Origin of the sequence: Bosea sp. 29B (assembly GCF_902506165.1) — a bacterium.
Lineage (GTDB): Bacteria > Pseudomonadota > Alphaproteobacteria > Rhizobiales > Beijerinckiaceae > Allobosea.
Window position 1 is genome coordinate 468,273 of sequence record NZ_LR733817.1, and the last position, 24,518, is coordinate 492,790.

The 24,518-nt window shown below is 67.0% G+C and carries 30 protein-coding genes; 12 read left to right on the forward strand and 18 right to left on the reverse strand.

The genetic code is table 11. The features are described 5' to 3' along the window. Window position 1: 1 nt before the first annotated feature. The 5 genes from GV161_RS02385 to GV161_RS02405 form a co-directional block, all read right to left on the reverse strand. On the reverse strand, window positions 2–769 hold the full coding sequence (locus GV161_RS02385; protein ID WP_152012023.1) for an ABC transporter permease: 768 nt from the start codon (window positions 767–769) through the stop codon (window positions 2–4). Further along, window positions 766–1,692: an ABC transporter ATP-binding protein gene (locus tag GV161_RS02390; RefSeq protein WP_152012022.1), complete on the reverse strand. Its 927-nt coding sequence runs from the start codon at window positions 1,690–1,692 to the stop codon at window positions 766–768. The genes GV161_RS02385 and GV161_RS02390 overlap by 4 nt, the downstream gene beginning before the upstream one ends. Before the next feature lie 135 nt (window positions 1,693–1,827). After that, window positions 1,828–1,992, reverse strand: coding sequence for a hypothetical protein (locus GV161_RS02395; protein ID WP_159650108.1), 165 nt, complete (start codon window positions 1,990–1,992; stop codon window positions 1,828–1,830). After that, window positions 1,989–2,489 (reverse strand): hypothetical protein, encoded by a 501-nt coding sequence (locus GV161_RS02400; RefSeq protein ID WP_152012021.1) that lies wholly within the window; start codon window positions 2,487–2,489, stop codon window positions 1,989–1,991. Before GV161_RS02400 ends, GV161_RS02395 begins: the two co-directional genes overlap by 4 nt. A 111-nt stretch (window positions 2,490–2,600) precedes the next feature. Continuing rightward, entirely contained in the window at window positions 2,601–3,227 is a 627-nt protein-coding gene (locus tag GV161_RS02405; RefSeq protein ID WP_152012020.1) for a hypothetical protein, read from the reverse strand. A gap of 147 nt (window positions 3,228–3,374) precedes the next feature. Between GV161_RS02405 and GV161_RS02410 the strand changes: the two genes are divergently transcribed. After that, complete coding sequence (locus GV161_RS02410; RefSeq protein WP_152012019.1) at window positions 3,375–4,670, forward strand: DUF3422 domain-containing protein; 1,296 nt, start codon at window positions 3,375–3,377, stop codon at window positions 4,668–4,670. Between the two features lie 2 nt (window positions 4,671–4,672). Here GV161_RS02410 and GV161_RS02415 read toward each other — a convergent pair whose 3' ends face one another. The 5 genes from GV161_RS02415 to GV161_RS02435 form a co-directional block, all read right to left on the reverse strand. Beyond that, window positions 4,673–5,230 (reverse strand): L,D-transpeptidase, encoded by a 558-nt coding sequence (locus GV161_RS02415; RefSeq protein ID WP_152012018.1) that lies wholly within the window; start codon window positions 5,228–5,230, stop codon window positions 4,673–4,675. A 54-nt stretch (window positions 5,231–5,284) separates the two neighbouring features. Then, complete coding sequence (locus GV161_RS02420) at window positions 5,285–6,520, reverse strand: FtsX-like permease family protein (RefSeq protein ID WP_201302976.1); 1,236 nt, start codon at window positions 6,518–6,520, stop codon at window positions 5,285–5,287. Then, window positions 6,517–7,236 carry an ATP-binding cassette domain-containing protein gene (locus GV161_RS02425; RefSeq protein ID WP_201302977.1) on the reverse strand — a complete coding sequence of 240 codons (720 nt, stop codon included), beginning with the start codon at window positions 7,234–7,236 and terminating at the stop codon, window positions 6,517–6,519. The genes GV161_RS02420 and GV161_RS02425 overlap by 4 nt, the downstream gene beginning before the upstream one ends. A 149-nt stretch (window positions 7,237–7,385) precedes the next feature. Continuing rightward, the gene (locus GV161_RS02430; protein WP_348521668.1) at window positions 7,386–7,748 is read right to left on the reverse strand and encodes a hypothetical protein; all 363 of its coding nucleotides are present in this window, start codon (window positions 7,746–7,748) and stop codon (window positions 7,386–7,388) included. Window positions 7,749–7,878: 130 nt separating this feature from the next. Further along, window positions 7,879–9,618 (reverse strand): alkaline phosphatase, encoded by a 1,740-nt coding sequence (locus tag GV161_RS02435; protein ID WP_152012016.1) that lies wholly within the window; start codon window positions 9,616–9,618, stop codon window positions 7,879–7,881. Between the two features lie 210 nt (window positions 9,619–9,828). Here GV161_RS02435 and GV161_RS02440 point away from each other — a divergent pair, with 210 nt between their 5' ends. Then, the gene (locus tag GV161_RS02440) at window positions 9,829–10,464 is read left to right on the forward strand and encodes a class I SAM-dependent methyltransferase (RefSeq protein ID WP_152012015.1); all 636 of its coding nucleotides are present in this window, start codon (window positions 9,829–9,831) and stop codon (window positions 10,462–10,464) included. Window positions 10,465–10,609: 145 nt separating this feature from the next. Beyond that, the gene (locus GV161_RS02445; RefSeq protein ID WP_152012014.1) at window positions 10,610–11,227 is read left to right on the forward strand and encodes a glutathione S-transferase; all 618 of its coding nucleotides are present in this window, start codon (window positions 10,610–10,612) and stop codon (window positions 11,225–11,227) included. Window positions 11,228–11,248: 21 nt separating this feature from the next. Here the strand turns inward: GV161_RS02445 and cynS are convergent, their stop codons facing one another. Continuing rightward, the gene (gene cynS / locus GV161_RS02450; RefSeq protein WP_152012013.1) at window positions 11,249–11,737 is read right to left on the reverse strand and encodes a cyanase; all 489 of its coding nucleotides are present in this window, start codon (window positions 11,735–11,737) and stop codon (window positions 11,249–11,251) included. 98 nt (window positions 11,738–11,835) lie between these two features. Further along, window positions 11,836–12,777 (reverse strand): pentapeptide repeat-containing protein, encoded by a 942-nt coding sequence (locus GV161_RS02455; RefSeq protein WP_152012012.1) that lies wholly within the window; start codon window positions 12,775–12,777, stop codon window positions 11,836–11,838. Window positions 12,778–13,020: 243 nt separating this feature from the next. Between GV161_RS02455 and GV161_RS02460 the strand changes: the two genes are divergently transcribed. Together GV161_RS02460 and rnk are read left to right on the forward strand one after the other, a co-directional pair. Beyond that, window positions 13,021–13,167 carry a hypothetical protein gene (locus GV161_RS02460; protein WP_159650109.1) on the forward strand — a complete coding sequence of 49 codons (147 nt, stop codon included), beginning with the start codon at window positions 13,021–13,023 and terminating at the stop codon, window positions 13,165–13,167. Between the two features lie 503 nt (window positions 13,168–13,670). Beyond that, window positions 13,671–14,081 carry a nucleoside diphosphate kinase regulator gene (gene rnk / locus GV161_RS02465; RefSeq protein WP_152012458.1) on the forward strand — a complete coding sequence of 137 codons (411 nt, stop codon included), beginning with the start codon at window positions 13,671–13,673 and terminating at the stop codon, window positions 14,079–14,081. Between the two features lie 48 nt (window positions 14,082–14,129). Here rnk and GV161_RS02470 read toward each other — a convergent pair whose 3' ends face one another. Beyond that, the gene (locus GV161_RS02470; RefSeq protein WP_244623864.1) at window positions 14,130–15,176 is read right to left on the reverse strand and encodes an MBL fold metallo-hydrolase; all 1,047 of its coding nucleotides are present in this window, start codon (window positions 15,174–15,176) and stop codon (window positions 14,130–14,132) included. A gap of 93 nt (window positions 15,177–15,269) precedes the next feature. On the opposite strand from GV161_RS02470, the gene GV161_RS02475 reads away from it, so the two are divergent. Both GV161_RS02475 and GV161_RS02480 read left to right on the forward strand, forming a co-directional pair. After that, window positions 15,270–16,196 carry a tyrosine recombinase XerC gene (locus GV161_RS02475; RefSeq protein WP_152012010.1) on the forward strand — a complete coding sequence of 309 codons (927 nt, stop codon included), beginning with the start codon at window positions 15,270–15,272 and terminating at the stop codon, window positions 16,194–16,196. A gap of 81 nt (window positions 16,197–16,277) precedes the next feature. Continuing rightward, window positions 16,278–16,859, forward strand: a complete 582-nt coding sequence (locus GV161_RS02480) for a DUF4337 domain-containing protein (RefSeq protein WP_244623862.1) — start codon at window positions 16,278–16,280, stop codon at window positions 16,857–16,859. Between the two features lie 19 nt (window positions 16,860–16,878). Here the strand turns inward: GV161_RS02480 and GV161_RS02485 are convergent, their stop codons facing one another. Next, the gene (locus GV161_RS02485) at window positions 16,879–17,679 is read right to left on the reverse strand and encodes an SDR family oxidoreductase (protein ID WP_152012009.1); all 801 of its coding nucleotides are present in this window, start codon (window positions 17,677–17,679) and stop codon (window positions 16,879–16,881) included. Window positions 17,680–17,879: 200 nt separating this feature from the next. On the opposite strand from GV161_RS02485, the gene GV161_RS02490 reads away from it, so the two are divergent. The 5 genes from GV161_RS02490 to GV161_RS02510 are packed head-to-tail and all read left to right on the forward strand — an operon-like array spanning window position 17,880 to window position 19,775. Continuing rightward, window positions 17,880–18,203 carry a metalloregulator ArsR/SmtB family transcription factor gene (locus tag GV161_RS02490; RefSeq protein ID WP_110488509.1) on the forward strand — a complete coding sequence of 108 codons (324 nt, stop codon included), beginning with the start codon at window positions 17,880–17,882 and terminating at the stop codon, window positions 18,201–18,203. Beyond that, window positions 18,200–18,628: an SRPBCC domain-containing protein gene (locus tag GV161_RS02495; RefSeq protein ID WP_152012008.1), complete on the forward strand. Its 429-nt coding sequence runs from the start codon at window positions 18,200–18,202 to the stop codon at window positions 18,626–18,628. Before GV161_RS02490 ends, GV161_RS02495 begins: the two co-directional genes overlap by 4 nt. A 38-nt stretch (window positions 18,629–18,666) precedes the next feature. Next, a complete protein-coding gene (locus GV161_RS02500; protein ID WP_152012007.1) occupies window positions 18,667–18,888 on the forward strand; it encodes a hypothetical protein in 222 nt (73 codons plus the stop codon). 10 nt (window positions 18,889–18,898) lie between these two features. Then, the gene (locus GV161_RS02505) at window positions 18,899–19,351 is read left to right on the forward strand and encodes a DUF1801 domain-containing protein (RefSeq protein ID WP_152012006.1); all 453 of its coding nucleotides are present in this window, start codon (window positions 18,899–18,901) and stop codon (window positions 19,349–19,351) included. 19 nt (window positions 19,352–19,370) lie between these two features. Further along, window positions 19,371–19,775, forward strand: a complete 405-nt coding sequence (locus tag GV161_RS02510) for a DUF1801 domain-containing protein (RefSeq protein ID WP_152012005.1) — start codon at window positions 19,371–19,373, stop codon at window positions 19,773–19,775. Window positions 19,776–19,854: 79 nt separating this feature from the next. Here GV161_RS02510 and GV161_RS02515 read toward each other — a convergent pair whose 3' ends face one another. Genes GV161_RS02515 through GV161_RS02530 form a run of 4 tightly spaced genes read right to left on the reverse strand, consistent with a single transcriptional unit; the run spans window position 19,855 to window position 24,489 of the window. Further along, entirely contained in the window at window positions 19,855–21,264 is a 1,410-nt protein-coding gene (locus GV161_RS02515) for an amidase (protein WP_152012004.1), read from the reverse strand. A gap of 27 nt (window positions 21,265–21,291) precedes the next feature. Further along, entirely contained in the window at window positions 21,292–22,149 is an 858-nt protein-coding gene (locus GV161_RS02520; RefSeq protein ID WP_152012003.1) for an ABC transporter permease, read from the reverse strand. Next, the gene (locus GV161_RS02525) at window positions 22,146–23,093 is read right to left on the reverse strand and encodes an ABC transporter permease (RefSeq protein ID WP_152012002.1); all 948 of its coding nucleotides are present in this window, start codon (window positions 23,091–23,093) and stop codon (window positions 22,146–22,148) included. Before GV161_RS02525 ends, GV161_RS02520 begins: the two co-directional genes overlap by 4 nt. A gap of 10 nt (window positions 23,094–23,103) precedes the next feature. Then, on the reverse strand, window positions 23,104–24,489 hold the full coding sequence (locus GV161_RS02530; protein WP_244623906.1) for an ABC transporter substrate-binding protein: 1,386 nt from the start codon (window positions 24,487–24,489) through the stop codon (window positions 23,104–23,106). Between the last annotated feature and the right edge of the window lie 29 nt (window positions 24,490–24,518).

Here is a 24,518-nt window from a genome sequence, read left to right on the forward strand (position 1 = left end):
CTCAGTTCTTCAGCCGGTAGCCGGTCTTGAAGATCCAGGCGGTCACCGCGATGCAGGCGCCGAGGAAGACCAGCGTCATGGCGAGGCTGACCGCGATCCCGACATCGGCCGTGCCGTTGAAGCTCCAGCGGAAGCCGCTGATCAGGTAGACGACCGGATTGACCAGCGTCACCGCCCGCCAGAACGGCGGCAGCATGTCGATCGAGTAGAACGAGCCGCCGAGGAAGGTCAGCGGCGTGATCACCAGCAGCGGGATCGCCTGCAGCTTCTCGAAGCCATCCGCCCAGACGCCGATGATGAAGCCGAACAGGCTGAAGGTCGTAGCCGTCAGGATCAGGAAGAGCAGCATCCAGACGGGATGGGCGATCTTCAGCGGCACGAAGAGGAAGGCCGTGGCGAGGATGAGCAGGCCGAGCAATACCGACTTCGTCGCCGCCGCCGCGACATAGGCGAAGACAGCCTCCCACCAGGCGATCGGCGCAGAGAGCAGTTCGAAGATGGTGCCGACGAATTTCGGGAAATAGATCGCGAAGGAGGCGTTGGCGATGCTCTGCGTCAGGAGCGAGAGCATGATCAGGCCCGGCACGATGAAGGCGCCATAGGGCACGCCGTCGATCGCCTGCATATGCGAGCCGATCGCCGCGCCGAAGACGACGAAGTAGAGCGAGGTCGAAATCACCGGCGAGAGCACGCTCTGCAAGGGCGTGCGCCAGGTGCGGGCCATCTCGAAGCGGTAGATCGCCTTGATCGCGTGGAGATTGACGCTCATGCGTTCGCCCTCAAAAGGCCGACGAAGATGTCCTCGAGCGAGGACTGGCTGGTGCGCAGATCGCTGAAGCGGATGCCGGCCTCGGCCAGGTCCTTCATCAGCGCGGTGATGCCGGTGCGCTCAGCCTTGGTGTCGTAGGTGTAGACGAGTTCCTCGCCCTCGGCCTGCAGCGTCAGGCCGTAGCCGGACAGCACCTCGGGAACCGCGTCGAGTCGGGTCTGGAGATGCAAGGTGAGCTGCTTCTGGCCGAGCTTGCGCATCAGCTCGGCCTTGTCCTCGACCAGGATGATCTCGCCCTTGCTGATCACGCCGACCCGGTCGGCCATCTCCTCGGCCTCCTCGATGTAATGCGTGGTCAGGATGATGGTGACGCCGTCGTCGCGCAGGCGGCGGACCAGCTTCCACATGTCCTGGCGCAGCTCGACATCGACGCCCGCGGTCGGCTCGTCCAGGAAGAGGATCTGCGGCTCGTGCGCCAGCGCCTTGGCGATCAGCACGCGCCGCTTCATGCCGCCCGACAGCGTCATGATCTTGCTGTCGCGCTTGTCCCAGAGCGAGAGGTCGCGCAGCACCTGCTCGACGATGGCCGGGTTCTTCGGCTTGCCGAACAGGCCGCGGCTGAACGAGACCGTCGCCCAGACCGTCTCGAAGGCGTCGGTGGTGAGTTCCTGCGGCACGAGGCCGATCCGGCTGCGCGCGGCGCGATAGTCGCGGATGATGTCGTGGCCGTCGGCGAGGACCGTGCCGGTGCTCGGCCGGACGATGCCGCAGACGATGCTGATCAGCGTCGTCTTGCCGGCGCCGTTCGGCCCGAGCAGGGCGAAGATCTCGCCGCGCCTGATGTCGAGATCGACGGTTTTCAGCGCCTGGAAGCCCGAAGCATAGGTCTTCGACAGGCCGGATATCTGGATGATCGGTTGCATGGGCGAAGGCTATACTCGCAGCGCGGCAGATGGGTGAAGGCGGGATGGTGCCGTTTCGCCCTGCCGGCACGACATCCCGCGGAACAAGAATGGCCGGGCAAGCCCGGCCATAGCAAGTCCTTCTACCAGATCCTGTCAGCGCATAAAGAACCAGAGCAGGATGATGATCGGGATCGGAATGCCCACCAGCCACAGAATGATCGAACGCATCGACGCTAACCCCTTGATTGCCATCGGATGAAGATGACGGGACAACGTCGCGGACAGGCTGGCGGTTCCACCGCCCGCCGTCGATCTCATTTGTAGGCGATGCTGTCGATGATCGCCGACATCGCCGCATCATGCGTCTTGTGGCCGTCGAGCGAGGCCCAATAGGTCATCATGATGATCTTGCCGCTCGCCACGTTCGGATTGATCGCGATGTAGCGGATCAGCGACTCGCCGTCCTTGCTCTTGGCCTTGAGCTCGGTGAACGACCAGGCCTTGCCCTTGACCTCCTGCTTCACCGTTTCGGAGGCGCCGGTGATCGTCACGCCTTCCTTCTCGAAATAGACGTTGTGCTCCTTCTGCAGCGTGTCGAGCTCGGCAGGCGCGATCAGCTCGAACCAGAGATAGATCTCCTCGTCCGGTGTCCTGATCTCGACGCCGCGCTTGATCTTCGCGGTGGTCCAGGCGTCCGGCACGGTCACGACCGCGATCGGATCGGCATCGGTGATCTGCAGTGCCCCGGCAAAGGCCGGCGAGCCGCTGAAACCGGCGATCACGAAGGCCAGCGCACAGACGATCTTCCGCAACATGAGTGTTCTCCCCCGGGATCGGCCGGGTCCCGCGCCCCTGCGCGCACCGTGATCCGCCAGACGCGAGGTGTGCCACAGCCCGCGGCGATGACAAGGCGGGGTAGCCGCGATTCAGGCCAGTTCGACGGCGCTTGGATGCCAGAGAAGTTGATAGCCGTTCACAAGCGCGGCCAGAGATGTCGGCGGCGTGACGACGGCGACCGGACCGGACGGGCGCGGCCGGCGCGCGACGTAAGCAGAGGGCGACCAGAGCAGGGCCTTGTCCCCTCGCAAGGCCAGGAACTCGCCCTCGGGCGTAGCGATCATCGCGCCATCCGGCAGGCTTTCCGCCGGCAGCCGGTGCAGGCGCTTGCGCTTGCCGTCGCGCCGCTCACGATCGAGCCGCTCGTCGATCGCGGGAAAGAGCGGCAGGTCGGCAAGCCCGAGCCCTGCGACCAGCGCCGCGCGGTAGGAATGCGCATCGGCGCGCCGACATTCGACGCAGGGGCGGTGCCCCGCGGCGAGCGCCGTCACCTCGTCGCAGAAAAACAGCTCGGTGTAGTAGCGGCCCCAGACATCGCGCTGGCGCCCCTTGAAGGAGAGCACGCAGCAAATCCACTGCTTCGTCGCGAACAGCCGTGTCGGCAATGCCTTCGTCGCCGGATCATGGAACTTGCCGCCGCGATTGCCGAACAGCAGGCCGCGCGCCGGATCGGCGAAGAGCGAGCCATCGGGGCGGATGCGATTGGGCAGCGGCATGGGGCGAGCCTAGGCAAAGGCGACACCCGATCATGTCACCAACCCACTGGCCTTGCGACACCTTGCCGGACTCGCAGCTCATCCCGCTTTCCGGCAAGCTCCCTGAGCGGAAGAAGCCGAAAGGCGCACGCAAAGGGGCAGGACAGCATGGACGGGACCACCGAAAACGGCGCGCCGCCGCTGGCCGCACATCCGTCGCGCGGCACTATCCTCGGCGAGATCCACGCCCGCCCCTTCGCGCCGCTCACGACCCCGCAGCGGCTCCTGCACTTCGCCTTCATGACCGACCAGGCACAGGCCGCCACCGACCGCGAGGCACTTGCCCGCTTCTGCGCCGAGCGTGGCGTGGCCGGCCCGGCAGAGGGGGCCAAGCACCATCGCACCAGGCTCGGCGAGACCAGCCTGCGCTGGGAGCAGCACAGCGAGTTCACCACCTATACCTGGGAGTTGTCCTCCCCCGGCTCGGCGCCCTTCCTGCCGGCGACGACCATCCTGCCCCACGGCATGCACGCCCTGCCGCAACCGGGGCCGCATCTGGCGTCGATCGACCTGCATCTGCTGCCGGAACGGGCGGCACCGGAGCTCGACACGGTGTTCGATGCGGCCAGCCTCGCCGCATCGCTGGTCGATGGCGAAGCTGCGATCGCCGCGACCGATTTCCGCGCCGGCGCCGACGGCTTCGTGCGTATCCTCGTGCTCGACCGGGCATTGACCCCGGCCAAGGCCGGCGCACTGGCGCAGCGGCTGCTCGAAGTCGAGACCTATCGCGTGCTCGCCTTGCTCGGCCTGCCGGAAGCCCACCGCCTCGCCCCCTCCGTGCGCCGCACCGAGGAGGTGCTGGTCCGCATCGCCGGAACGATGATGCAAACCGACGGGCTCGCCGCCGACAATGCCCTGCTCGACGAGATGACCGCGATCGCCGCGACGATGGAATCGGAAGCCGCGTCCTCGAATTACCGTTTCGGCGCCAGCCGCGCCTATGACAGCATCGTCGGCCAGCGGCTTGAAGCGATCGACGAGGCACCCTATGGCGGCTGGCCGACCATCGCCGCCTTCCTGTCGCGGCGCATGGCCCCGGCGATGCGCACCTGCCAGATGCTGCAGCAGCGCCAGCTCGACCTGTCGCGCCGGCTCGCCCGCGCCGCCAACCTGCTGCGCACCCGCGTCGATGTCGCACTCGAACAGCAGAACCGCGACCTGCTCTCGGCGATGAACGACCGCACCCGGCTGCAATTGCGGCTGCAACAAACTGTCGAGGGGCTCTCGGTCGCGGCGATCGGCTACTATGTCGTCAGCCTGTTCGGCTATCTCGCCAAAGGCGCCAAGGATGCCGGCTTCCTGCCGGTCGATGTCGGCATCGCGACCGCGCTGTTCGTGCCTGTCGCGATCCTCGGCGTCTGGCTGATGGTCCGGCGCATCCGGCACGGCCATAGCGATGGCTGACGCTAGCGTTGAACGATGACCTTGGTCCCCGTCCTGACGCGATCATAGAGATCCGTCACGTCGCGATTGGTCATCCTGATGCAGCCGGACGAGACCGCAGCGCCGATCGTGTCGGGCTCGTTCGAGCCATGGATTCGGTAGAGGCTCGAGCCCAGATAGATCGCCCGCGCCCCGAGCGGATTCTCCATCCCGCCTTCCATATGGCGCGGCAGGTCCGGCCGGCGCTTCAGCATCGCCGCGGGCGGGCGCCAATCCGGCCATTCGCGCTTGCGCGAGACGATCTTGGTGCCGGACCAGCTGAAGCCCTGCCGGCCGACGCCGACGCCATAACGGATCGCCTGCCCCCGCCCGAGGATATAGTAGAGCCGCCTCTGGCTGGTCGAGACCACGACGGTGCCGGGCGCCTGCTTGCCGCTCCAGGGCACGGTCTGGCGCGGCACCGGCTGTTCGCTGAAGATGTTGAGGAAATCCGCGACCCCGCGACTGAGCGCGTTCGAGTAGGCGAAAGCGGGTGCGCAGAAAGCGAGACTGGTGACGATAAGAACAATGGCGCGCAGCATGATCATCCCTGCAACGCCCCCCGCCGCGATTTAACCGGAAGAGGCAAAGCAGGGTCAACCCCGCAAACCGGCGGTGATCGAGCGGCGATAGGACAGCGCTGCAGGAATGAGCGCAGCCAGCGAGCCGAGCAGCAGGATCAGCCCGACATGGGCGAGCTCCGCCGACCCCAGCGCAAAAGAGAGCCTCAAGCCCGTCTGCGCTTCGAACAGGCCGGAGACCGCGAGTGTCGCGGCAGCACCAAGGCCGAGGCCGGCGAGGCAACCGGCGGCGACCAGTCCGGCCATGCCGAGCCAGACCACCAGCAGCACGTAACTCGGCGGCGCTCCGAGCGCGCGCAGCACGGCATAGCGCCGACGCCTCAACCCCGTGACCGCGACAAGCAGCAGGAAGATCGCCGCCAGGATCAGCACGGCATTGAGCATCGAGGCGACGCTGAGGACCTGGCCGACATCGCCGAGCGTGCGATAGAGCCCGACCAGCACCTCGGCCGGGAAGAAGGCCATGGTGCCGCCCTGCCGGTAGCGCGCCCGCAGCGCATAGGCATCGGCGACCGCCCTCGGCTTCACCACCAATGCCGGCACGCCGGGAATGCGCTGGCCGTCGAAGGGCGGGCCGAGCGCGGCATCCTCGCCGGCATGACCATTGCCGAGCCCGTGCACCTCCCAGACGCTCTCGACCGGCACGAGGATCGCCCGGTCGAAAGGCGAGCCCAGCCGCGGCAGGCGGCCGACCGCGACATAGGCATGGCCCTCATGGCGATGGCTCGCCTCTTCGGCATCCGCGACGCCGCGCTTCGGCCAATGCCCGGCAATCGCATGCGACGGCTCGATCTGGTCGCCGAGCCTGTAGGTGACGTCGGCGCCAAGCACGGCCTCGCCCTCGCGCGCGAACAGCCGGCCTTCGCTTGGCTGCAGACGCCCCCAGCGGCCGGCGAAGGCGAGCGTGGTGCCGATCACCGGATGGCCACGGGCGATGTCGCCGAAGGCCAGCGGCGCCACCGCAGCGACGCGTGGATCGCGGGCGAGTTCGTTGAGCAGGCGCCCGTCGATCAGCGGCAGCGCTTCGGGCTGCAGATAGATCGCCGACATCACGAGCTGCGTCTGGCTGCCGGGCGCGCCGATCAGCAGATCGAAATCATCGGCTGCCCGGGCCGAGGCCTGGCGCAGCGCCCGTTCCTGCGCACCGATCGCGACACCGATCGCCACCGCCAGCGCGACCAGCGTCACGATCGCCGCCGCCGTCCAGCGCAGCGCCCGCAAATCGGCGATGACCATCGGCAGCGGGTTCACGCTGCCGCCTTCAGCTGGAACAGGCCGTCACCGATCGAGGCGACCTGCTGCATCCGTGTCAGTAACGCCGGATCATGCGAGGCACAGAGCAGCGTTGCGCCGCTCTCGTTGGCGACCTCGACCAGCAGGGATCCGACCTCCGCCGCATGCGCCGGATCGAGGCTTGCCGTCGGCTCGTCGGCGAGGATCAGCGCCGGTGCGTTGAACAAAGCCCGCGCGATCGCGACGCGCTGCTGCTCGCCGCGCGAGAGCACGGCGGCGCCCCGGCGCAGATCGGTGAGGCCCATGCGCCCGGCGAGCGCAGTCGCGCGCGAGACCTGCTCGCCCGTCTGCCGCCAGCCCGAAAAGCTCGCCGGCAAGGTGATGTTGGCGAGCACATCGAGCTCAGGCACGAGGTGGAAATCCTGGAAGACAAAGCCGACCGTCTCACGCCGCCAGCGATCACGCGCCGCCCCCGGCAGCGCGGATACCACGACATCGCCCCAGCCGATGCTCCCGGCATCAGGCTGGAAGAACCCGGCGGCGAGGTGCAGCAGCGAGGTCTTGCCGGAGCCGGACGGACCGCGCAGACCGATCAGCGCACCGGGCGGCACCACGAATTCGGGGATATCGAGCACCCGGAAAGGCCGTCCGTCGCCATCGCGATGGTCGACCTGGATGTCGGAGAATCGCAGGGGCTTGGCTCTGGTTACGACCTCCTCCGTCTTCGATCGCAAATTCCCACAGCCCTCATCCTGAGGAGCCATGCCGTCAGGCGTGGCGTCTCGAAGGATGCTCCAGGAGGCTCCCGAACCATCTGGAGCATCCTTCGAGACGCCGCTACGCGGCTCCTCAGGATGAGGGCTGTGAGTGTTCAAGCTGGCGCTCAGACACTGTGGAAGCCGGCATCGACCAGCCTGATCTGGCTGACGAAGCCGGTCTCGGCATCGGTCGAGGAGCCGATCTCGAGCCGGCCGCTGACCGCGACCTTCTGGCCGGCGCTGACCATCGGCGTCGCCGCGCGCATGAACACGACGACGATGTCGACCGGCCAATCGGCGTCCGACTGGCAGAACGGGCAGATCGCCAGCGGCTCACGCGTCAGCACGAAGAAATGGCTTTCCGGCTTCAGCGGCGGCGCCATGTAGCCGACCATCCTGACCGGCTTGCCGCGCAGCGAGGTCGCCCGGTCGGAGAACTGGAAGCCGAGCACGCCAAAGGATTTGTAGAGCCCGTCGAAGGTCAGCATATCCGCATCGGCGGCAAACGCAGGCAGCGAGATGGGTAGCGCCGCGAGCCCCGTGAGGAGCCCGCGGCGGGAAAGCGTCGGGAGCAGGTGCGGCCGATGCGAGATCATGCGTTCCTGCCCCAACTCTAGCTCACTTGCCGCCGAGGGCCAGCGCTTCCGCCATGACGCGGAAGACGAAGACGTTCGGCTTGTGGCCGCGGAAGCGCTCGGCGCCCGGGCCCATGGCGGTGAGCAGCACGTCGTCGGCCGCATGGACGCCGGAGTTGGCATCGAAGGGCAGGTTGCCCTGCTTGCGGGTGGCGAGCGGACCGGTGCAGTCCTTCTCGTTGGCGACGTTGGTCTTGCCGTCCGGGCCCTTCACGGCCGGGACGCGCTCGCCGTCGAGATAGGGCCGGCCGGTGTCGCAGGTGTCGGGATAGCTACCGAAGGCGACGGCGAGACGGCGCGAGGTGTCGACCTTGGTCGGGTAGCCGTCGGCATCGCGCGGGCCGTAGTTCGGCGGCAGCGACTCGTTGTAGGTGCCGAGCTTGTCGCGCAGCAACTGCCCCGGGCGATCGTCGTCATAGGTGCCGATGATCGAGATCGGATGGGCGTGGTCGGGCACGACGATGATCAGCGTGTCGTTGCGATCGCCGGCGAAGTCCTTGGCGGCCTTAACGGCGTTGTCGAGCATGATCGTGTCGAACACCGCGCGCTCCCAGTCGAGCGAGTGGCTGTACTTGTCGATACGGGCCGATTCCACCATCAGGAAGAAGCCGTCCTGGGCGCCCTTCAGCATCTCGATCGCGGCCTTGGTCTGCTCGACCACGTCCGGCTGATCGGGGAATTTCAAGATCGAGCCCTTCTTGGCGAGGCGCAGGTCGAAGGCGCCGTCGATGTTCGAGGTGTTGTAGAGGCCGAGCAGCTTCTTGGAACCGCCGGCGACCGCGGCGTTCATCTCGGTCTTGGTGGTGGCGAGGGCGTAGCCCGCCTCCTTGAACTTGGCGATGAAGTCGAGATCGTCGGTGCGCTTGGTGCCCGGGGTCGACTTCGGCAGGAAGTTCGGCGAGCCGCCGCCCATGATCACGTCGGGCTGCACGTCGAAGAACATCTTGACGATGTCGTTGAAGTCCGAACGGCGGCGGGTATGGGCGACCATCGAGGCCGGAGTGGCATCCTCGATCTCGGAATTGGTGACGACGCCGATCGCCATGCCCGAGCGCTTGCGCTTGATCACCTCGGAGATGGTCTCGACCTTGGGATGGTCGAGCGTCAGCGCGTTCTTGGCGCAGTAGATGCCGAGCGCGTTGACGCAGGACTTGTGGCCGGTGGTGTAGGCGCTGGCGGAGTTGGCGCTGTCGGTGACGATCGAGTCGGTGCCCGAGGTCGAGATCAGCGCCATGTTCGGCATGTCGTCGATGGCGAGCTCGCCGCCATAGAGGCCTTGCTCCCAGCCCTTCGACAGGATGCGGGCAGCGGTGCGATGCGCGACCGACATGCCGTCACCGACGAAGAGGATGACGTTCTTGGCCTTGCGTTCGGGCGTCGCATAGATGGTCCAGTTGACGGTCGCCTTCTCGCTGCCCTGCGTCGCCTCGATGACGTACTGGCCGGCCGGCAGCTGCGCGCCGCGCAGCCACAGCGCCGAATGCTTCTGGCCTTCCTCGTTCTGGACGAACTGGGCCTCGCGGCCGAAGGCCTCGTTCACCGGCTTGCCGTTGATCGTGACCTTGACGTCGGCCGAGGCCGGGGCGTTCGGGAACTCGACCTTGAAATCGAAGCGCGAGCCCTCGAGGATCTCGGCGCGGTTGAGCGGATAGATGGTCTGCGCCGTCGCCGGCGCCACGCTGGCGAGCATCGCCGCCGCCATCAGCCAAGTTCGCTTCTGCATGATACCTCTCCGCCCCAGTGAAAGCCCGGTCGCCGGTCCGTTAGGCGGGCGAGATGACACTATGATTACTATGCGCCGGCCAGTATTTGTAACAATATAACAATTGAATCGGCCGCGGGCCTGCAGCTTGAACGCACGTCATCGATGAGGTCATCTCCCGACGCAGGCGCCGGGGCCCGCGCCAAGCCACCAGCAAATTGAGGATGCGACATGAGCGCGGCGAGCGATGCCAGCTTCTGGGACAGGTCATCGCGGCGCTATGCCAGGAGCCCGATCTCCGACCAGGCCGGATACGAGCGCACCCTGGAGCGGACCCGCCTCCTGCTGAAGCCCACGGACAAGGTGCTGGAACTGGGCTGCGGCACCGGAACCACGGCGCTGCGGCTTGCGGGCAACGCGGGCAGCTATCTCGCGACGGACATCTCCGCGGGGATGATCGCGATCGCCGAGGAAAAGCACGCCGCGAGCCCGGTCCCTGCGCTCGCCTTCCACACAGCGACGGCGGAGACGCTCGCCGCCGAGGCGATCCGGTTCGAGGCCGCCCTCGCCTTCAACTATCTCCACCTGGTCCGCGACCTCGCCGGCACGCTGCGCGACATCCACACCTTGCTCGAGCCAGGCGGCCTGTTCATCTCCAAGACGCCCTGCCTTGGTGACATGAACCCGCTGATCCGGCTCGCCCTGCCGCTGATGCGCGCGATCGGGAAAGCGCCCCATGTCGGCGTCTTCCGAGCGCGTGAATTGAGTGAGCTCATCGCCGCCACCGGCTTCGATGTCCTGGGTACGGAACATCATGCGAGCCGGGGCAAGGATTCTCGCCCCTTCATCGTCGCGCGGAAGCGGTAGCCACGGCGCAGGACGGTCGCAGGGAGCAACTCGCGCCGGCCCGCGTTTCGTTCCGACGAGGTCACGCGCATCCTGACAACTCCTGACATCCATCGCCGCTATCAGCCTCGCCGACCGCTCAGGAAAACGTCAAAGGGACATCGCCATGCTGACCTTCTATCACGCGCCGCAGTCGCGCTCCTTCTCGATCCTCTGGCTGCTCGAGGAGCTCGGCCAGCCCTATGAGATGAAGATCGTCGACATCCGCGCGCAGGGCGGTCCGCCGGAAAGCTATCGCGCCATCCAGCCGCACAAGAAGGTGCCGGCGATCGTGCATGACGGCACCACCGTCACCGAGCGCGCCGCGATTTGCCTCTATCTCACCGAGCAGTTCCCGGAAGCCGGGCTGGCGCCGGCGATCGGCGATGCCGACCGCCCGACCTTCCTGACCTCGCTGGTCTATACCGACGCCGTGCTCGACCCGATCATCGCGACCTCCGTCCACAAATATCAGTACGAGGCGCGCGGCTTCTCCTTCGGCTCGCATGCCGACACCGTCGCCAATCTCGCGAAGAAGCTCGGCGAGCACCCCTATGCCGCCGGCGAGCGCTTCACAGCCGCCGACACCCAGCTCGGCGCCGGCATCCATTTCGGCATGAACATCGTCGGCGTGCTGCCGCGCCTGCCGGTGTTCGAGGCCTATATGGGCCGGATGATCGAACGCCCTGCTTTGCAACGGACCATGCAGAAGGACGGCACGCTGGAGCCGGGCCAAGTCCCCTGAGACAAGCTGGCTTGAGCGACGTCACTCCTCCTTGAAGCCATAGTCCGGGATGCCCTGCTCGTTGCCGTAATATTTATACGGCAGGAACTTGCCGGACATGGCGATCCTGACTCGGTCGCCTTTGGGATTCGGCTCGCGCTCGAAGGCGATGTTGAAGTCGATCGCCGACATGATGCCGTCGCCGAACTCCTCCTCGATCAGCGCCTTCCAGGCGGGTCCGTTGACCATCACCATCTCGTAGAAGCGATAGATCAGCGGGTCGGTCGGCGGCATCGGCGTGCCGGTGCCGCGATAGGGCACCTCGTTCAGCATGCGCTTCTCGGTCTCCGACAAACCGAACAGCGCCGCGGCCTTCTCGGCGAGCGGCTTCACCAGCTTCATCTGGCCGAGCAGGGCGCCGATCACCAGCACCTCCGACATGCCGCCGATCTCCTCGGTGATATGTTTCCAGCTCCAGCCCTTCTCGCGCTTGATGTCGAGAATCTTCTCGGTGAGCTCTTCGCGCTTCATCTCGTCCTCGCCAATCGCAGCCGCCGATCGCGGCGGTCGGCAGGACGGCTAGCAAGCTGTGGGCCAGAAGGGCTGGGAGAGATGCTGCGGGCGTTCGCTCAGCGTCGGCCGAACCGGAACTGCTCCAGCGCCGCGATCTGCTGCGCGACCGGGGAGACCTGCGCCGCCAGCGAGATCCCCTCGAAATGCCGGCGGCCGCGGAAGCGGGCCCGCTCGAAATTCGAGCGACCGTCGAAGGCGGCGTTGCTGAACCAGGCGCCGCGGTCGAAACGGGCCGCAGCGAAGTTCGCCATCTGCCCGAACCGCGCCTCCTCGAAGCCGGCATTGCCGGCGAACTCAGCCTCGCCGAAATCGGCCGCGCCCGCGAAGCGGCAATCGCCGAAGCCCGCCTCGCCGGCATGGCGCACGCCGCGGAACTGCGTCACCCCATCGAAGCGCGAGCCCCGGAACCAGGCATCGCCGACGAATTCCGCCTCGACGAAGCACGCTACGCCCTCGCAGCGCATGTCGCGGAACTCAGCCGTACCATGCAGGGTCGCCGCGCCGAAATCGGCATCCCCGGCGAAATGCGCCCGGTCGAAGAAGGCGTCGGCGCGGAAGCTGGCATCGCGGAAGCTGGCCGGCCCATGGAAATGCGCCTCGGAGAACCAGGCATCGCCGCAGAAGGCGCTACCGGCGAAGCGCGCCGCCGCCGGAAAGATGATGCCGGCGACATTGAAATCGCCCTCGAAGATTTCGTCGACCAGCTCGACATCGGCGAAGAGGCGCCAGAGCGCCAGCAGCGCGCCATCGGCACCGATTCGGCCGCGCAGGCGGGTCATCTCACCGGCCCAGCCATTCCAGGCCGCAGCGCCCTCGCCGAGCCGCGCCAAAATCGCCTCGCGCCGCGCCGCCATGAAGGCAGAAGCCTCCGGCCCGGCCGCGCCGAAGCGCGCCGCGCGCTGCGCAGCGGCAAAGCCGGCCTGATGCGGCCGCGCCCAGGAATTCAGCTGCAGGAGTTCGGCGCGTGCATCGGGCACGAGCCGGAACAGGCTGGCCATATTCGAATGACGCCCCGGTTAACGATTCATTAGCCATATGCGAGCCGCCGACCGGGTTCAATCGCTGCTTTGCTCGCAGCAGGCTCCGAGCCCTCTCTTCGATGGGCCGTCCACCCGCGGGTTTCATCGCCCGGCGCAGCACATCGTTAAGGCTACGGATCGATAACCCTCTGTAGCGTAAGGCATTCGAAGTATTTTCAGGGTGATCCTGAGCTGTATCTGCCACGCGGAATGCCAGCGCCGATGAATGCCATCCTGCCGACGATCCTGTTCACGGTTCCGACCGAGGCAGTGGCGGCGTCGCCATCGAAGCACCATATTGGTGAAGACGATGCAGTGAAGGTCGGTGGCGCTGAGCTGATTCCCACGATCTTCATCGCCCAGAGCTGAGGGACGCCATGGACCTGATCGCCCGCTTCATTCTCCGCCTCGGCGCCCTCCTCGCTCCGGCCCAGCCACAGCTGAAGCCAATCCCGGTTCCGGTGCGCCATCCGCAAGCGCGGCGCTGAGCCGCCCCGCAAGCCTCTCCCCACAAACCATCCGACCAGGCCATCGCCCTTCTCGATGGCATGCTCGCAGGCAAACTTGCCGCCACATCGTCATCGGCCGGTGGCGGGCTGTCCGGCCTTGACAGCAGGCCGGCCGCCCCCAACTCTATGGGTATGACGACGAAGCATCGCCTCGTATTCCGGGTCGCCCCGATCGCGGAATCCTAGCCCCGGACTCGGCCCGAGCGCGCCCCGAGTCCAGGGGTGCCGTCGATGCTGTCCGCCGTCATGGCAGCCCGATCTTCCAAGGCGTCTCCCCCAAAACAGAACCTCTTAGACCTTGCCGGTCGCGCCCTGGCGCCGCCGTCGCGCGCGTCATCGCAGGACACCAGACCCATGACCCAGCTGAACCAGAAGACCCATCGCAAGCCGAAGATCATCGTCGGCGAGATCGATCATGAGCGCCTGACTGGCCTCGCGACCACCGCGCTCGAGCGTATCCCGGAGGTCGCCGAGGAATTGCTCGCCGAAATGGACCGCGCCAAGGTCGTCCCGCCGGCCAAGCTCCCGGCCGACGTCGTGCGCATGGGTTCCTTCGTCACCTTCGATTCGGACAGCGCCCAGCATCGCCGCGTCCAGCTCGTCTATCCCGGCGAGGCCGATATCGAGCAGGGCCGCATCTCGGTACTGACGCCGATCGGCGCGGCGCTGATCGGCCTTGCCGCCGGCCAGTCGATCGCCTGGACCGCTCGCGACGGCAAGAAGCATGTGCTGACGGTGACGGCGGTCGAGCAGCCCGCCATGGCGGCGGCCTGAGCGAATGAGGGCCTCCTCCCCTCGCCTGCGATGGGGAGGAAGCCGCCCTCAGCCGGCCGCCATCACCTTCATGGTCTCGCCCTGCGGCTCGGCCCAGCGCAGTTCGCCGAGCCGCAGCATCGCGTTCACATGCGCGAAGACCTCGCTGAAGGCGAAGGAGAGCTGGTGCGGGTCGAGCGGCCGCGTGAACATCACCGGCACCAGCTCTGCGACCGAATGCGGCCCCTTGGCGACTGCGCCCGCGATCAGCCGGCAGCGCTCGGCGTGATGGGCGCTGAGCGCGGCGCAGCGCTCCTGCAATCCATAGAACGGCAATTGGTGCCCGGGCAGGACCAGCGTCCCCGGCGGGATCGCCTGCGGCAGCGCGCGTAGCGAACGCAGATAGAGGCCGAGCGGATCACCTTCCGCATCCACCGCCCAGACGCTGATGTTCGGCGTGATCTTGGCGAGGACCTGGTCGGCCGCCAGGAAGACGTTCGCCTCCGGGCAATGGAACATCAATTGCTCCGGCGCATGGCCATCCCCCGCCAGCACGAAGAAGTCACGCCCACCGATGCGCAGGACGTCGCCGGCGACGACGCGGGTGAAGGTCGGCGGCAGCGGCGTGACCTGCCGGAGATAGCCATGGCCCAAAGTCGAGACGACCTGCGTCACCTCGGCCGAAAGGCCGTGGCGCTGATAGAACTGCTTGTAGACCGGCGCCTCGGACGCACCCGGGCTGAGCGAGATGTTGAGGCAGCCGAGATAGCCGGTCTGGCTGGTCAGGAGCGGTGTGCCGAAGCGCTCGCAGAGCCAGCCGGCGAGACCGATATGGTCGGGATGGAAATGCGTGACGAAGAGCCGGGTCAGCCGCTTGCCGGCGAGCGCGCCCGCCATCAGCGCGAGCCAGGCCTGCTTGGTCGCCTCGTCGCCGATGCCGGTGTCGATCACCGCGAAGCCGTCGCCATCCTCGATCAGGTAGATATTGACGTGATCGAGCCGGAACGGCAGCGCGATCCTCACCCAGAAGATGCCGGGGGCGACCTCGATCAGCTGGCCAGGCGCCGGCGGCTCGGGAAAGGGGAAGGTCAGGCCGTGCGGATCGGGTGCGTGCAATTTGGTCAGCCCTGAACAATGTCTGCAGGGTTCATAGCAGGCCATGATCGCGCCGGACAACGGTTGTTAAGCCTCGCGCGGCAAGATCGCATGATGAGCGATTTCGACACCCTGCGGCGCGACTGGCTCGCCCATCTTGGCCATGAGCGCCGGCTCTCGCCGAAGACGCTCGAGGCCTATGGCCGCGACATCGACCAGTTCGCGACCTTCCTCACCCACCATCTCGATGCGCCGCCGTCGCTGAAGGCGGTCGCGGCCCTGAAACCAGCGGATCTGCGCGCCTTCCTCGGCTATCGCCGCCGCGACGGCGTCGGCAACCGTACCTTGATGCGCCAGCTCGCGGCGCTGCGCTCGCTTGCCCGCTTCGGCGAGCGCAGCGGCCGGCTGACCGCCGCCGCCTTCGCCGCGACGCGAGGACCGCGCCTAGGCAAGGGCCTGCCGCGCCCGCTCGACGCCAAGGCCGCCGCCGCGGTGACCAAGGCCGACAGCCGCGCCGGCGAGGAGCGGCCCGACTGGGTGCTCGCTCGCGATGCCGCCGTGTTGTCACTGCTCTATGGCAGCGGCCTGCGCATTTCCGAGGCACTCGGTCTCAAGCGATCGCAAGCTCCCGTGAGCACCGCCGACGCGCTGACCGTGCTCGGCAAGGGCGGCAAGACCCGGATGGTGCCGGTGCTGCCGGTGGTGGTCGAGTCGATCGCCGGTTATCTCGCGCAATGCCCGTGGCGACTGGCGCCGGAGGGGCCGCTCTTCGTCGGCGTGAAAGGCGGGCCGCTCTCGCCGCGGATCATCCAGCTCGCGGTGGAGGGGCTGCGCGGCTCGCTCGGACTGCCGGGCAGCGCGACACCGCACGCACTACGCCATTCCTTCGCCACCCATCTGCTCGGACGCGGCGGGGACCTACGTGCCATCCAGGAGCTGCTCGGCCACGCCTCGCTCTCGACGACGCAGATCTACACCCGCATCGATTCAGTCCGCCTGCTGGCGGCTTATGATTCCGCCCACCCACGCGCTCGGGGATAGCCCGCTTACCTTCCGTAAAATCGTCTTGATTCCGTCACCCGGCCCGGCCATCACGCAGGGCCTTTCCGGGGGAATCAGTTCGTGGCCTCAGCTGCACCAGACGTCACCGAAGAAAACCAGCCGACCAGCAAGATCAACAAGCGCATCGCGCTCTTGATCGGCATTCTCGCGCTCTTGCTCGCCTTCTCCGAGATCGGCGGCAAGAACGCTGAGCAGGACGCGCTGGCGAAGAACATCGAAGCCTCCAATCTCTGGGCCTTCTTCCAGGCCAAGACGATCCGCGGCACGACGCTGCGCACTGCCGCCGACGCGATGGAGGTGGAACTTGCTGGGGCGAGCGACCCCGCCGTGCGCGAGCGCCTGCAGAAACGCATCGATGGCTGGAAGGCAACGATCGCCCGCTACGAATCCGAGCCGGAGACCAATGAGGGCCGCAAGGAGCTGATCGCCCGCGCCAAGGCGGCCGAAGCCAAGCGTGACATCTCCAGCGCCCGCGACGACAAATACGACATCGTCTCGGGTCTGCTGCAGATCGCGATCGTCGTCTCCTCCGCAGCGATCATCACCGGCGTCGCCCTGCTCGCCTGGACCGGCGTCGGCCTCGGCGCGCTCGGGCTCGCGCTGATGATCATCGCCGAGGTCGCGCCGACCGCGCTGTTCTAGCCAGGCGAAGCGCGACCGCTCAGTAGTGGATCGCGCCCTTCGAGCCGCCGCCGCAAGCGATCGCGTCGCCATTGATCGCGACGCTGCGCGGCGAGGCCAGGAAGGCGACGATGTCGGCGACCTCGGCCATGTCGACCAGCCGGCCGATCGTGACATTGGCGGCCATGCGGCGCTCGACCTCTTCGGGCGCCAACCCTGACGCCGCCACCCGTGCCGCGACCACGCCCGGCGTCTTCTCCGTGCGCGTCGTGCCGGGATGCACCACAGTGACGTTGATGCCCTGCGGGCCGAGCTCGTCGGCGAGGTTCTTGGTCAGCGCCGCCACCGCGACATTGCGGATCGAGCCGATGGTCGAACCGGTCAGGCGCACCGCCAGCCCGCTGATATTGATGATCCGGCCCCAGCCACCCGCCGCCATCACCGGCGCCGCCTCGCGGGCCATCCTGAGATAGCCCATCACCTTGACGTTGACGTCGTCGAAGAACAGCGCGTCGGTGATCTCGGCGAGCTTGGGCGGCGTCGCCTGGCCACCGGGCTTGGCCGCAGCATTGACGAGGATATCGAGCCCGCCCAGCGCCGCGATGGTGCCGGCGACGACGGCCTTCACCGAGACATCGTCCTGGGTGTCGACGGCGAGGCCGACGATCTTGCGGCCGGTCTCCTGCGCCAGCTCGGCCGCGGCAGCGTCGAGCTCCGCCTGATTGCGCGCAGCAATCACGACGTCGACGCCCTCCAGCGCCAATTGCCGGGCAATGGCACGGCCGATCCCCTTGCTGCCGCCCGTGACCAGAGCGCGCTTGCCGTTCAGCATCAAATCCATGGTGAGTTCCTCGAAGGCAGGGTCGCAGGGGCGCCGACAGCGACATTCCCTGCGCTTTCGTAAGGCATCCTGCGCGAGCCATCCGCCCCGGTCCAGCGCGCCTGTAAAACCCCTCCCCCGGTTCGTTTGCGAAGGGTGCTTGACCAACTCATATCTCTGTGGTTATGAATTAACTCATAGCCAACGGGTTATCGATTGTGATGTCAGACGCCCACGACATGCTGTTCAGGACGCTCGCCGACCCGACCCGGCGCGCCATCTTCGAGCGCCTGTGCCGCGACGGCGAGCTGACGGTCGGGGCGCTGACCGCGCAGGCCGGCGTCTCCCAGCCCGCCGTCTCCAAGCATCTCGGCGTCTTGAAGCAGGCCGGCCTGGTGCGTGACAGGCAGGCAGGCCGTCAGACCCATTACAGCGCCCAGCTCGGCGCCCTCAGTCCGCTGATCGACTGGACCAGCCAGATGGCCGGGTTCTGGGAGGCGCGGTTCGACGACCTCGAAAATTTGCTCGCAAGGATGGATCAATGACCACCGCCACGCAGACCCGCTCCGTCACTGTCGAACGCGAGATCGCCCATCCGCCGGAGAAGCTCTGGCGTGCCCTGACCCAGCCGCATTTGATCGCGGAATGGCTGATGATGAACGATTTCGCCCCGGTCGTCGGCCATCGCTTCAACCTGCGCGGCGAATGGGGCGGCGTGCTCGACTGCGAGGTCCTCGACATCGAGCCGAACCGGACACTGTCCTACACATGGGACTTCGCCCATGACGATCCGGCCTTCAACCTGAAGAGCACGGTGACCTTCACCCTGACCCCGACGCCCAAAGGCACATTGCTGCGCATGGAGCAGGCCGGCTTCCGGCCCGAGCAGAAGCAGGCCTTCGGCGGCGCCAGGGCCGGCTGGCAGGAGTTCCTGGGCAAACTGGAAGAACTGCTCGCACGCGAAGCGTGAACACTCGCTCCGGCTTTCATCTCAGTAAGGAGGTTTCGTTGACCTGGAACGACGTTATCCGGCAGGGCCATCGCTGGCTCGCCCTCATTTTCACCGCGACCGTCATCGCCAATTTCGCCGCCATGGCGCTGGGGCAGCCGCCGGCCTGGATCGTCTACTCCCCGCTGCCGCCGCTGTTCCTGCTGATGTTCTCCGGCCTCTACATGTTCGCTCTGCCCTACCTCGCTGGCGCGCGCGGCGCACGGCGAGCTGGCGGCTAGGAGAAGTATAATGGCCGGAAAGACCTCGAAGGCGGCAGCGAGGCCGAAAGCCGAAGATGGGCAACCCGTCCTGCTCTCGGGCGGCAATCCGCAGATCGCCAAGGGTTATGGCGAAGCACCGGTACAGGCCTACATCGCTGCCATGCCGGGCTGGAAGAGTTCGCTCGGCGCCCGGCTCGACGCGCTGATCAGCGCCGCTGTCCCCGGCGTCAGGAAGGCGGTGAAGTGGAACTCGCCGCTCTACGGCATGGAGGACGATTACTGGTTCCTCGGCATCCATGTCTTCGCCAGATATGTGAAGGTCGCCTTCTTCCGCGGCGCCGGGCTCGATCCCGTCCCGCCCGGCCCCTCCAAGCAGAAGGAGGTGCGCTATCTCGACATCCGCGAGAATGACGAGCTCGACGAGGCGCAGTTCACCGCTTGGGTGACGCAGGCCGCCGCCTTGCCCGGCGAAAAGATGTGACGACGAGGATATCGGCCCCATGAAGCAGACGAACGACAAGGCCGGGGATGCAATCTCGGCCTCCGAGCAGATCGACGCCCGGATCGCGGAACTGACCGACTGGCGCGGAGCCGCGCTCGCCAAGGTCCGCGCCATCATCAAGCAAGCCGATCCCGAGGTTGAGGAAACCTGGAAATGGCGCGGCGTCCCGGTCTGGGAGCATGCCGGCATCATCTGCACCGGCGAGACCTATAAGGGCGCGGTCAAGCTGACCTTCGCCAAGGGCGCTTCGCTGCCCGATCCCACTGGCCTGTTCAATTCCAGCCTCGAAGGCAACACGAGGCGCGCAATCGACATCCACGAGGGCGCTGCGATCGACGAAGCGGCGCTGGCAGCGCTGATCCACGCTGCCATGGCGCTGAACACAGCCGGGAAGAAGAAGTAGCGCAAGCCGTCATTGCGAGGAGCGCAGCGACGAAGCAATCCAGAAGGACTTGGCGCTCGGCCGCTCCTGGATTGCTTCGCTACGCTCGCAATGACGCTTCAGCCCGCGGCACACGCGGCCACTCCGGCCCCTGCCCGCGCAGCCGCTCCCACGCCCGCGCCATCTGCAACACGCCGAGATCATCGAAGCGCTTGCCGGTGATCTGCAGGCCGATCGGCAGGCCGGATGCGGTCATGCCGGCATGCACCGAGACCGCCGGCTGGTCCGACATGTTGGCCGCTACCGTGAAGACGATGTGCTCGAACGGCCGCTCGGGATCGTGTATCGGCGAGGCCAGTTCGGCGGCAAAGCTCGGCACCGGTGAGACCGGCGAGAGCACATAGTCGAAGGGCTGTGCCGCTTTCAGCGCCGCATGCCGGATCGCCAGCATCTGGCTCATGCCGCGATGCACCTGCGCGCCGGAGAGCGAACGGCCGCGCTCGGCCCAGGCGTAGATATAAGGCAGCACCTTGTCCTGGCGTTCGCGCGGCAGCGCGCCGATCTCGGCCCAGGCGCGCTGGCGCCAGAAATCGTCGAGACCGTCGAGCATGTCCTGCGTCAGGAAGGGCGGAGCCAATTCAACGATCGCGCCGACTTTGCGGAAGGCATCGGCCGCCTTGGCGATCGCCGCCCTCACCTCAGGCTCGACCGGCAGGCCGATGCCAGCTTCCAGCTGCAATCCGATCCTGAGCCCGCGCGGCTCGCGCTCGAGCTCGTTCCAGGCGATCTCCTGCGGCGGCAGGCTCATCGGATCGCGCTCGTCCGGCTTGGAGAGCTCGCGCATCATCAAAGCTGCGTCGGCGACGGTGCGCGTCATCGGCCCGGCGACGCGGCCGTAATAGGTCGGGTCGATCGGCACGCGGCCGAAGCTCGGCTTCAGGCCGACGAGCCCGCACCAGCCAGCCGGCAGGCGGATCGAGCCGCCGATATCGGTGCCGACATGAAAAGGACCGTAGCCGGCCGCACCGGCAGCTCCTGCCCCGGCCGATGATCCGCCCGGGTTCTTCGAGAGGTCGAAAGGGTTGCGCGCCAGTTCGTGGAAGCTCGACAGGCCCGACGAGAGCATGCCGTAATCGGGCATCGTCGTCTTGGCGAGGATGACGCAGCCGGCCTCGCGCAATCGCTGCGCCGGCGGCGCATCGGCTGCGGCGGGGGAAAGCTCCATCGCCGCCGTGCCAAGCGGTACAGGCGTGCCCCTGGTCGCGATGTTCTCCTTGATCGTGCAGGGCACGCCGTCGAGCGGCAGCGCCTCGCCGCGACGCCAGCGGCCCTCGCTTTCCTTGGCGGCGACGCGGGCGCCCTGCGGGTCATAGGCATAGAGCGCCTTGAGCGACGGCTCCCAGAGCTCGATGCGCTGGATCACGGCAGCGGTGACCTCGACCGGCGAGAGCTCGCGCGAGCGGAAGGCTCGGAGCATGTCGACGGCGCTGAGATCGGCGAATTCGATCATGACTAGGACTCCGCAAGCATGGTGAGATCAATCGCGCGAACGGCGCATGCGCGGATCGACCGCATCGCGCAGGCCATCGCCCAGCAAATTGAAGGCCAGCACCGAAAGCGCGATCGCCGCGCCCGGGAAGATCGCGAGCCAGGGCTGCGCCGCCATGAAGGTCTGCGCCTCGTTGAGCATCCTGCCCCAGGAGGGAGCCGGCGGCTGCGTGCCCAGCCCGAGATAGGACAGTCCTGCTTCAGCGAGGATGGCAAGCGCGAACTGGATCGTCGCCTGCACCACCAGCACGCCGGCGATATTGGGTAGGACGTGCTGGCGGGTGATCGCCATCTCGGTCAGCCCGGCTGCGCGCGCCGCCAGCACATAGTCGAGCGCCCAGCATTGCAGCGCCGCTCCCCGTGCGAGCCTGGCAAAATAGGGCAGGCTGAAGAGCGCGATCGCGATCACGGCATTCATCATGCCGGGGCCCCAGACCGCGCTGATCATGATCGCCGAGAGCACGGCCGGGAAGGCATGGCTGAAATCGGCCATGCGCATGATCAGATTGTCGAGCAGCCCGTCACGCCTGATCGCGGCGATCAGCCCGAGCGCGCTGCCGACGGTCAGGCCGAGCCCGACCGCCCCTAAGCCCACTGCCAGCGAATTGCGGGCGCCGACCATGATCATCGAGAACACGTCGCGGCCGAACTGGTCGGTGCCGAACCAGTGCTCGGCCGAGGGCGGGCGCAAGCGTTTCAGGATCGCCATCTGGGTCGGCTCGTAGGGCGTCCAGACATAGGAGATCAGCGCCATCGCGACGACGAGCCCGCCCAGCAGCAGGCCGGCCAGGAAGGACGGCCCGGCCCACCAGCGCCGCGGACGCGAACGGGGCGCGACGGCGCTCATGTCGCCTGCCGCAGGCGCGGATCGATCAGCCCGTAGAGCAGCTCGATCGCGAAGTTGATGAAGACGACCAGCGCCGAGAACAGCATCACCAGATCCTTGACCACGATCAGGTCATGCTGGGCGATCGACTGGAAGACGAGCCGCCCCAGCCCCGGCAAGGCGAAGACGTTCTCGATGATGATCGCACCAGCCAGCAGCACCGAGAATTGCAGGCCCAGCACGGTGACGACCGGGATCAGCGCATTGCGCAGCACATGGCGCAGCATGGTGCGCCGCCGGCTCACCCCCTTGGCGCGGGCGGTGCGGACATAATCCTCCTGCATCGTCTCCAGCATGGCCGAGCGGGTGACGCGGGCGAGGATCGCCGCCTGCGGCAGAGCAAGCGCGATGGCCGGCAGCAAGAGCGATTTGAGCGCCGGCCAGAAGCCGGCTTGCCAGCCCGGAAAGCCGCCGGCCGGCAGCCAGCCGGCGCCAACCGCGAAGACCAGCACGAGCAGCAGGCCGAACCAGAAATTCGGGATAGCGAGTCCGGCCTGGGCGAAGACCATCACCGCGGCATCGCCGGCCCGGTTGTGATTGGCGGCAGCGAGCGCCCCGAGCGGGATGCCGATGGCGGACGCCAGCAGGATCGCCATCGAGGCCAGTGGCAGTGTCACCACCATGCGCTCACCGATCAATTGCGTCACCGGCACGCGATAGGTGTAGCTGAGGCCGAGATCGCCGGTGACGAGGCCGCCGATCCAATTGAAGAAGCGCAGCAGCGCCGGCTGGTCGAGGCCCATCTCGGCCCGCAGCGCCGCTAGCGCTTCGGGCGCTGCATTGAGGCCGAGCGTCACCGCCGCCGGGTCGCCCGGCAGGATCTCCAGCACGAGAAAGATGACGATCGCCGCGCCGAGCAGCGTCGCGGCGAATGACAGCAACCGGCGCAGGAGATAGCCCGTCATTGCGGGAGCCTCAGCGCCAGCGTACCTCCGCCAGCGGCGTCAGCGGCAGTGGCCAGTCGGTCCACATGCCCTCCAGATTGGCCCTGGTCACCGTGATCTTCGGCAGGATGAACAGGAAGCCGTTGACCGCATCGCGCGCCAGCATGCGCTGGGCGTCGCCATAGAGCTTGTTGCGCTCGGTCTCGTCGACGGTGCGGTCGATCTTTTCGATCAGCGCCTTGAACTCGGGATTCCGGTACTGGAAGTAGTAGTCGTCACGGGCGTAGTTGGCGATATCGAGCGGCTCGGTGTGCGAGATGATCGTCAGGTCGAAATCCCGCGCCTTGAACACCCGCTCCAGCCATTGCGGGAATTCCAGCGGTTCGATCTTGGCGGTGATCCCGATCTGCGCCAGCAGCGCCGCGACGATCTCGCCGCCGCGCCTGGCATAGGCCGGCGGCGGCAAACGCAACGTGCATTCGAAGCCCTTCGGGAAGCCGGCTGCCGCGAGCAGGGCCTTCGCCTTGGCGAGGTCGACCGGATAGGTCCCGGTCAGGTCGACATAGGCCGGATGCAGCGGCGAGAAATGGCTGCCGATATAGTCGAGATCGAAGCCGTAGATGCCGAGCGCGATCGTCTTGCGGTCGAGCACATGCGAGATCGCCTGGCGCACCCGGATATCGCTGAACGGCGCCTTGGCGTTGTTGATGGCGAGGATGGTCTCGCCCTCGGTCTTGCCGAGCGTGACCTTGAGCTTGGGATCGGCCTTGAGCTGCGGGATTGCTTCAGGCGCCGAGAGATTGGTGAAGGCGTCGATGTCGCCGGCGCGCAGCGCCGCGACCTGCGCCTGCGGGTCGGAGATGAAGCGGAAGGTCGCCTTGGCGAGCGCGGGCTTGGCTCCCCAGTACTCGTCGTTGCGCGCCAGTTCGAGCCGGTCGCCGCGGTTCCAGCGCGCGAATTTGAACGGACCAGTGCCGACCGGATCGGTCTTGTTGTTGGCGGCGGTTGCCGGCGAGACGATGACCGCATCGCCCCATGAGAGCCCGTAGACGAAGTTCGCCGTCGGCTGCTTCAGCTTGATGATCAGCCTGACCGGATCGGGCGCCTCGATGCTCTCGATCGGCGTGAAGATCCAACGCTGGGCATTGGTCGAATCGGGCGCCACTGCGCGCTCGAAAGAGAATTTGACGTCGCGCGAAGAGAACGGCGTGCCGTCATGGAAGCGCGCATCCGGCCGAAGCTTGAAGGTGTAGGTGAGGTCGTCGGGCGCGAGCGTCCAGCTCTCGGCCAGCGCCGGCCCGAGCTTGCCGGTGCGGTCCATCGCCACCAGCCCTTCGAAGATGTTCTGCAACGTGACTTCGCGGATCGCCTGGGCTGCGCCCGAAGTCGGATCGAGCGTCGGTGGCTCCAGCGTCATCCCGATGGTGACGCCGTCCTTCGCCTGCG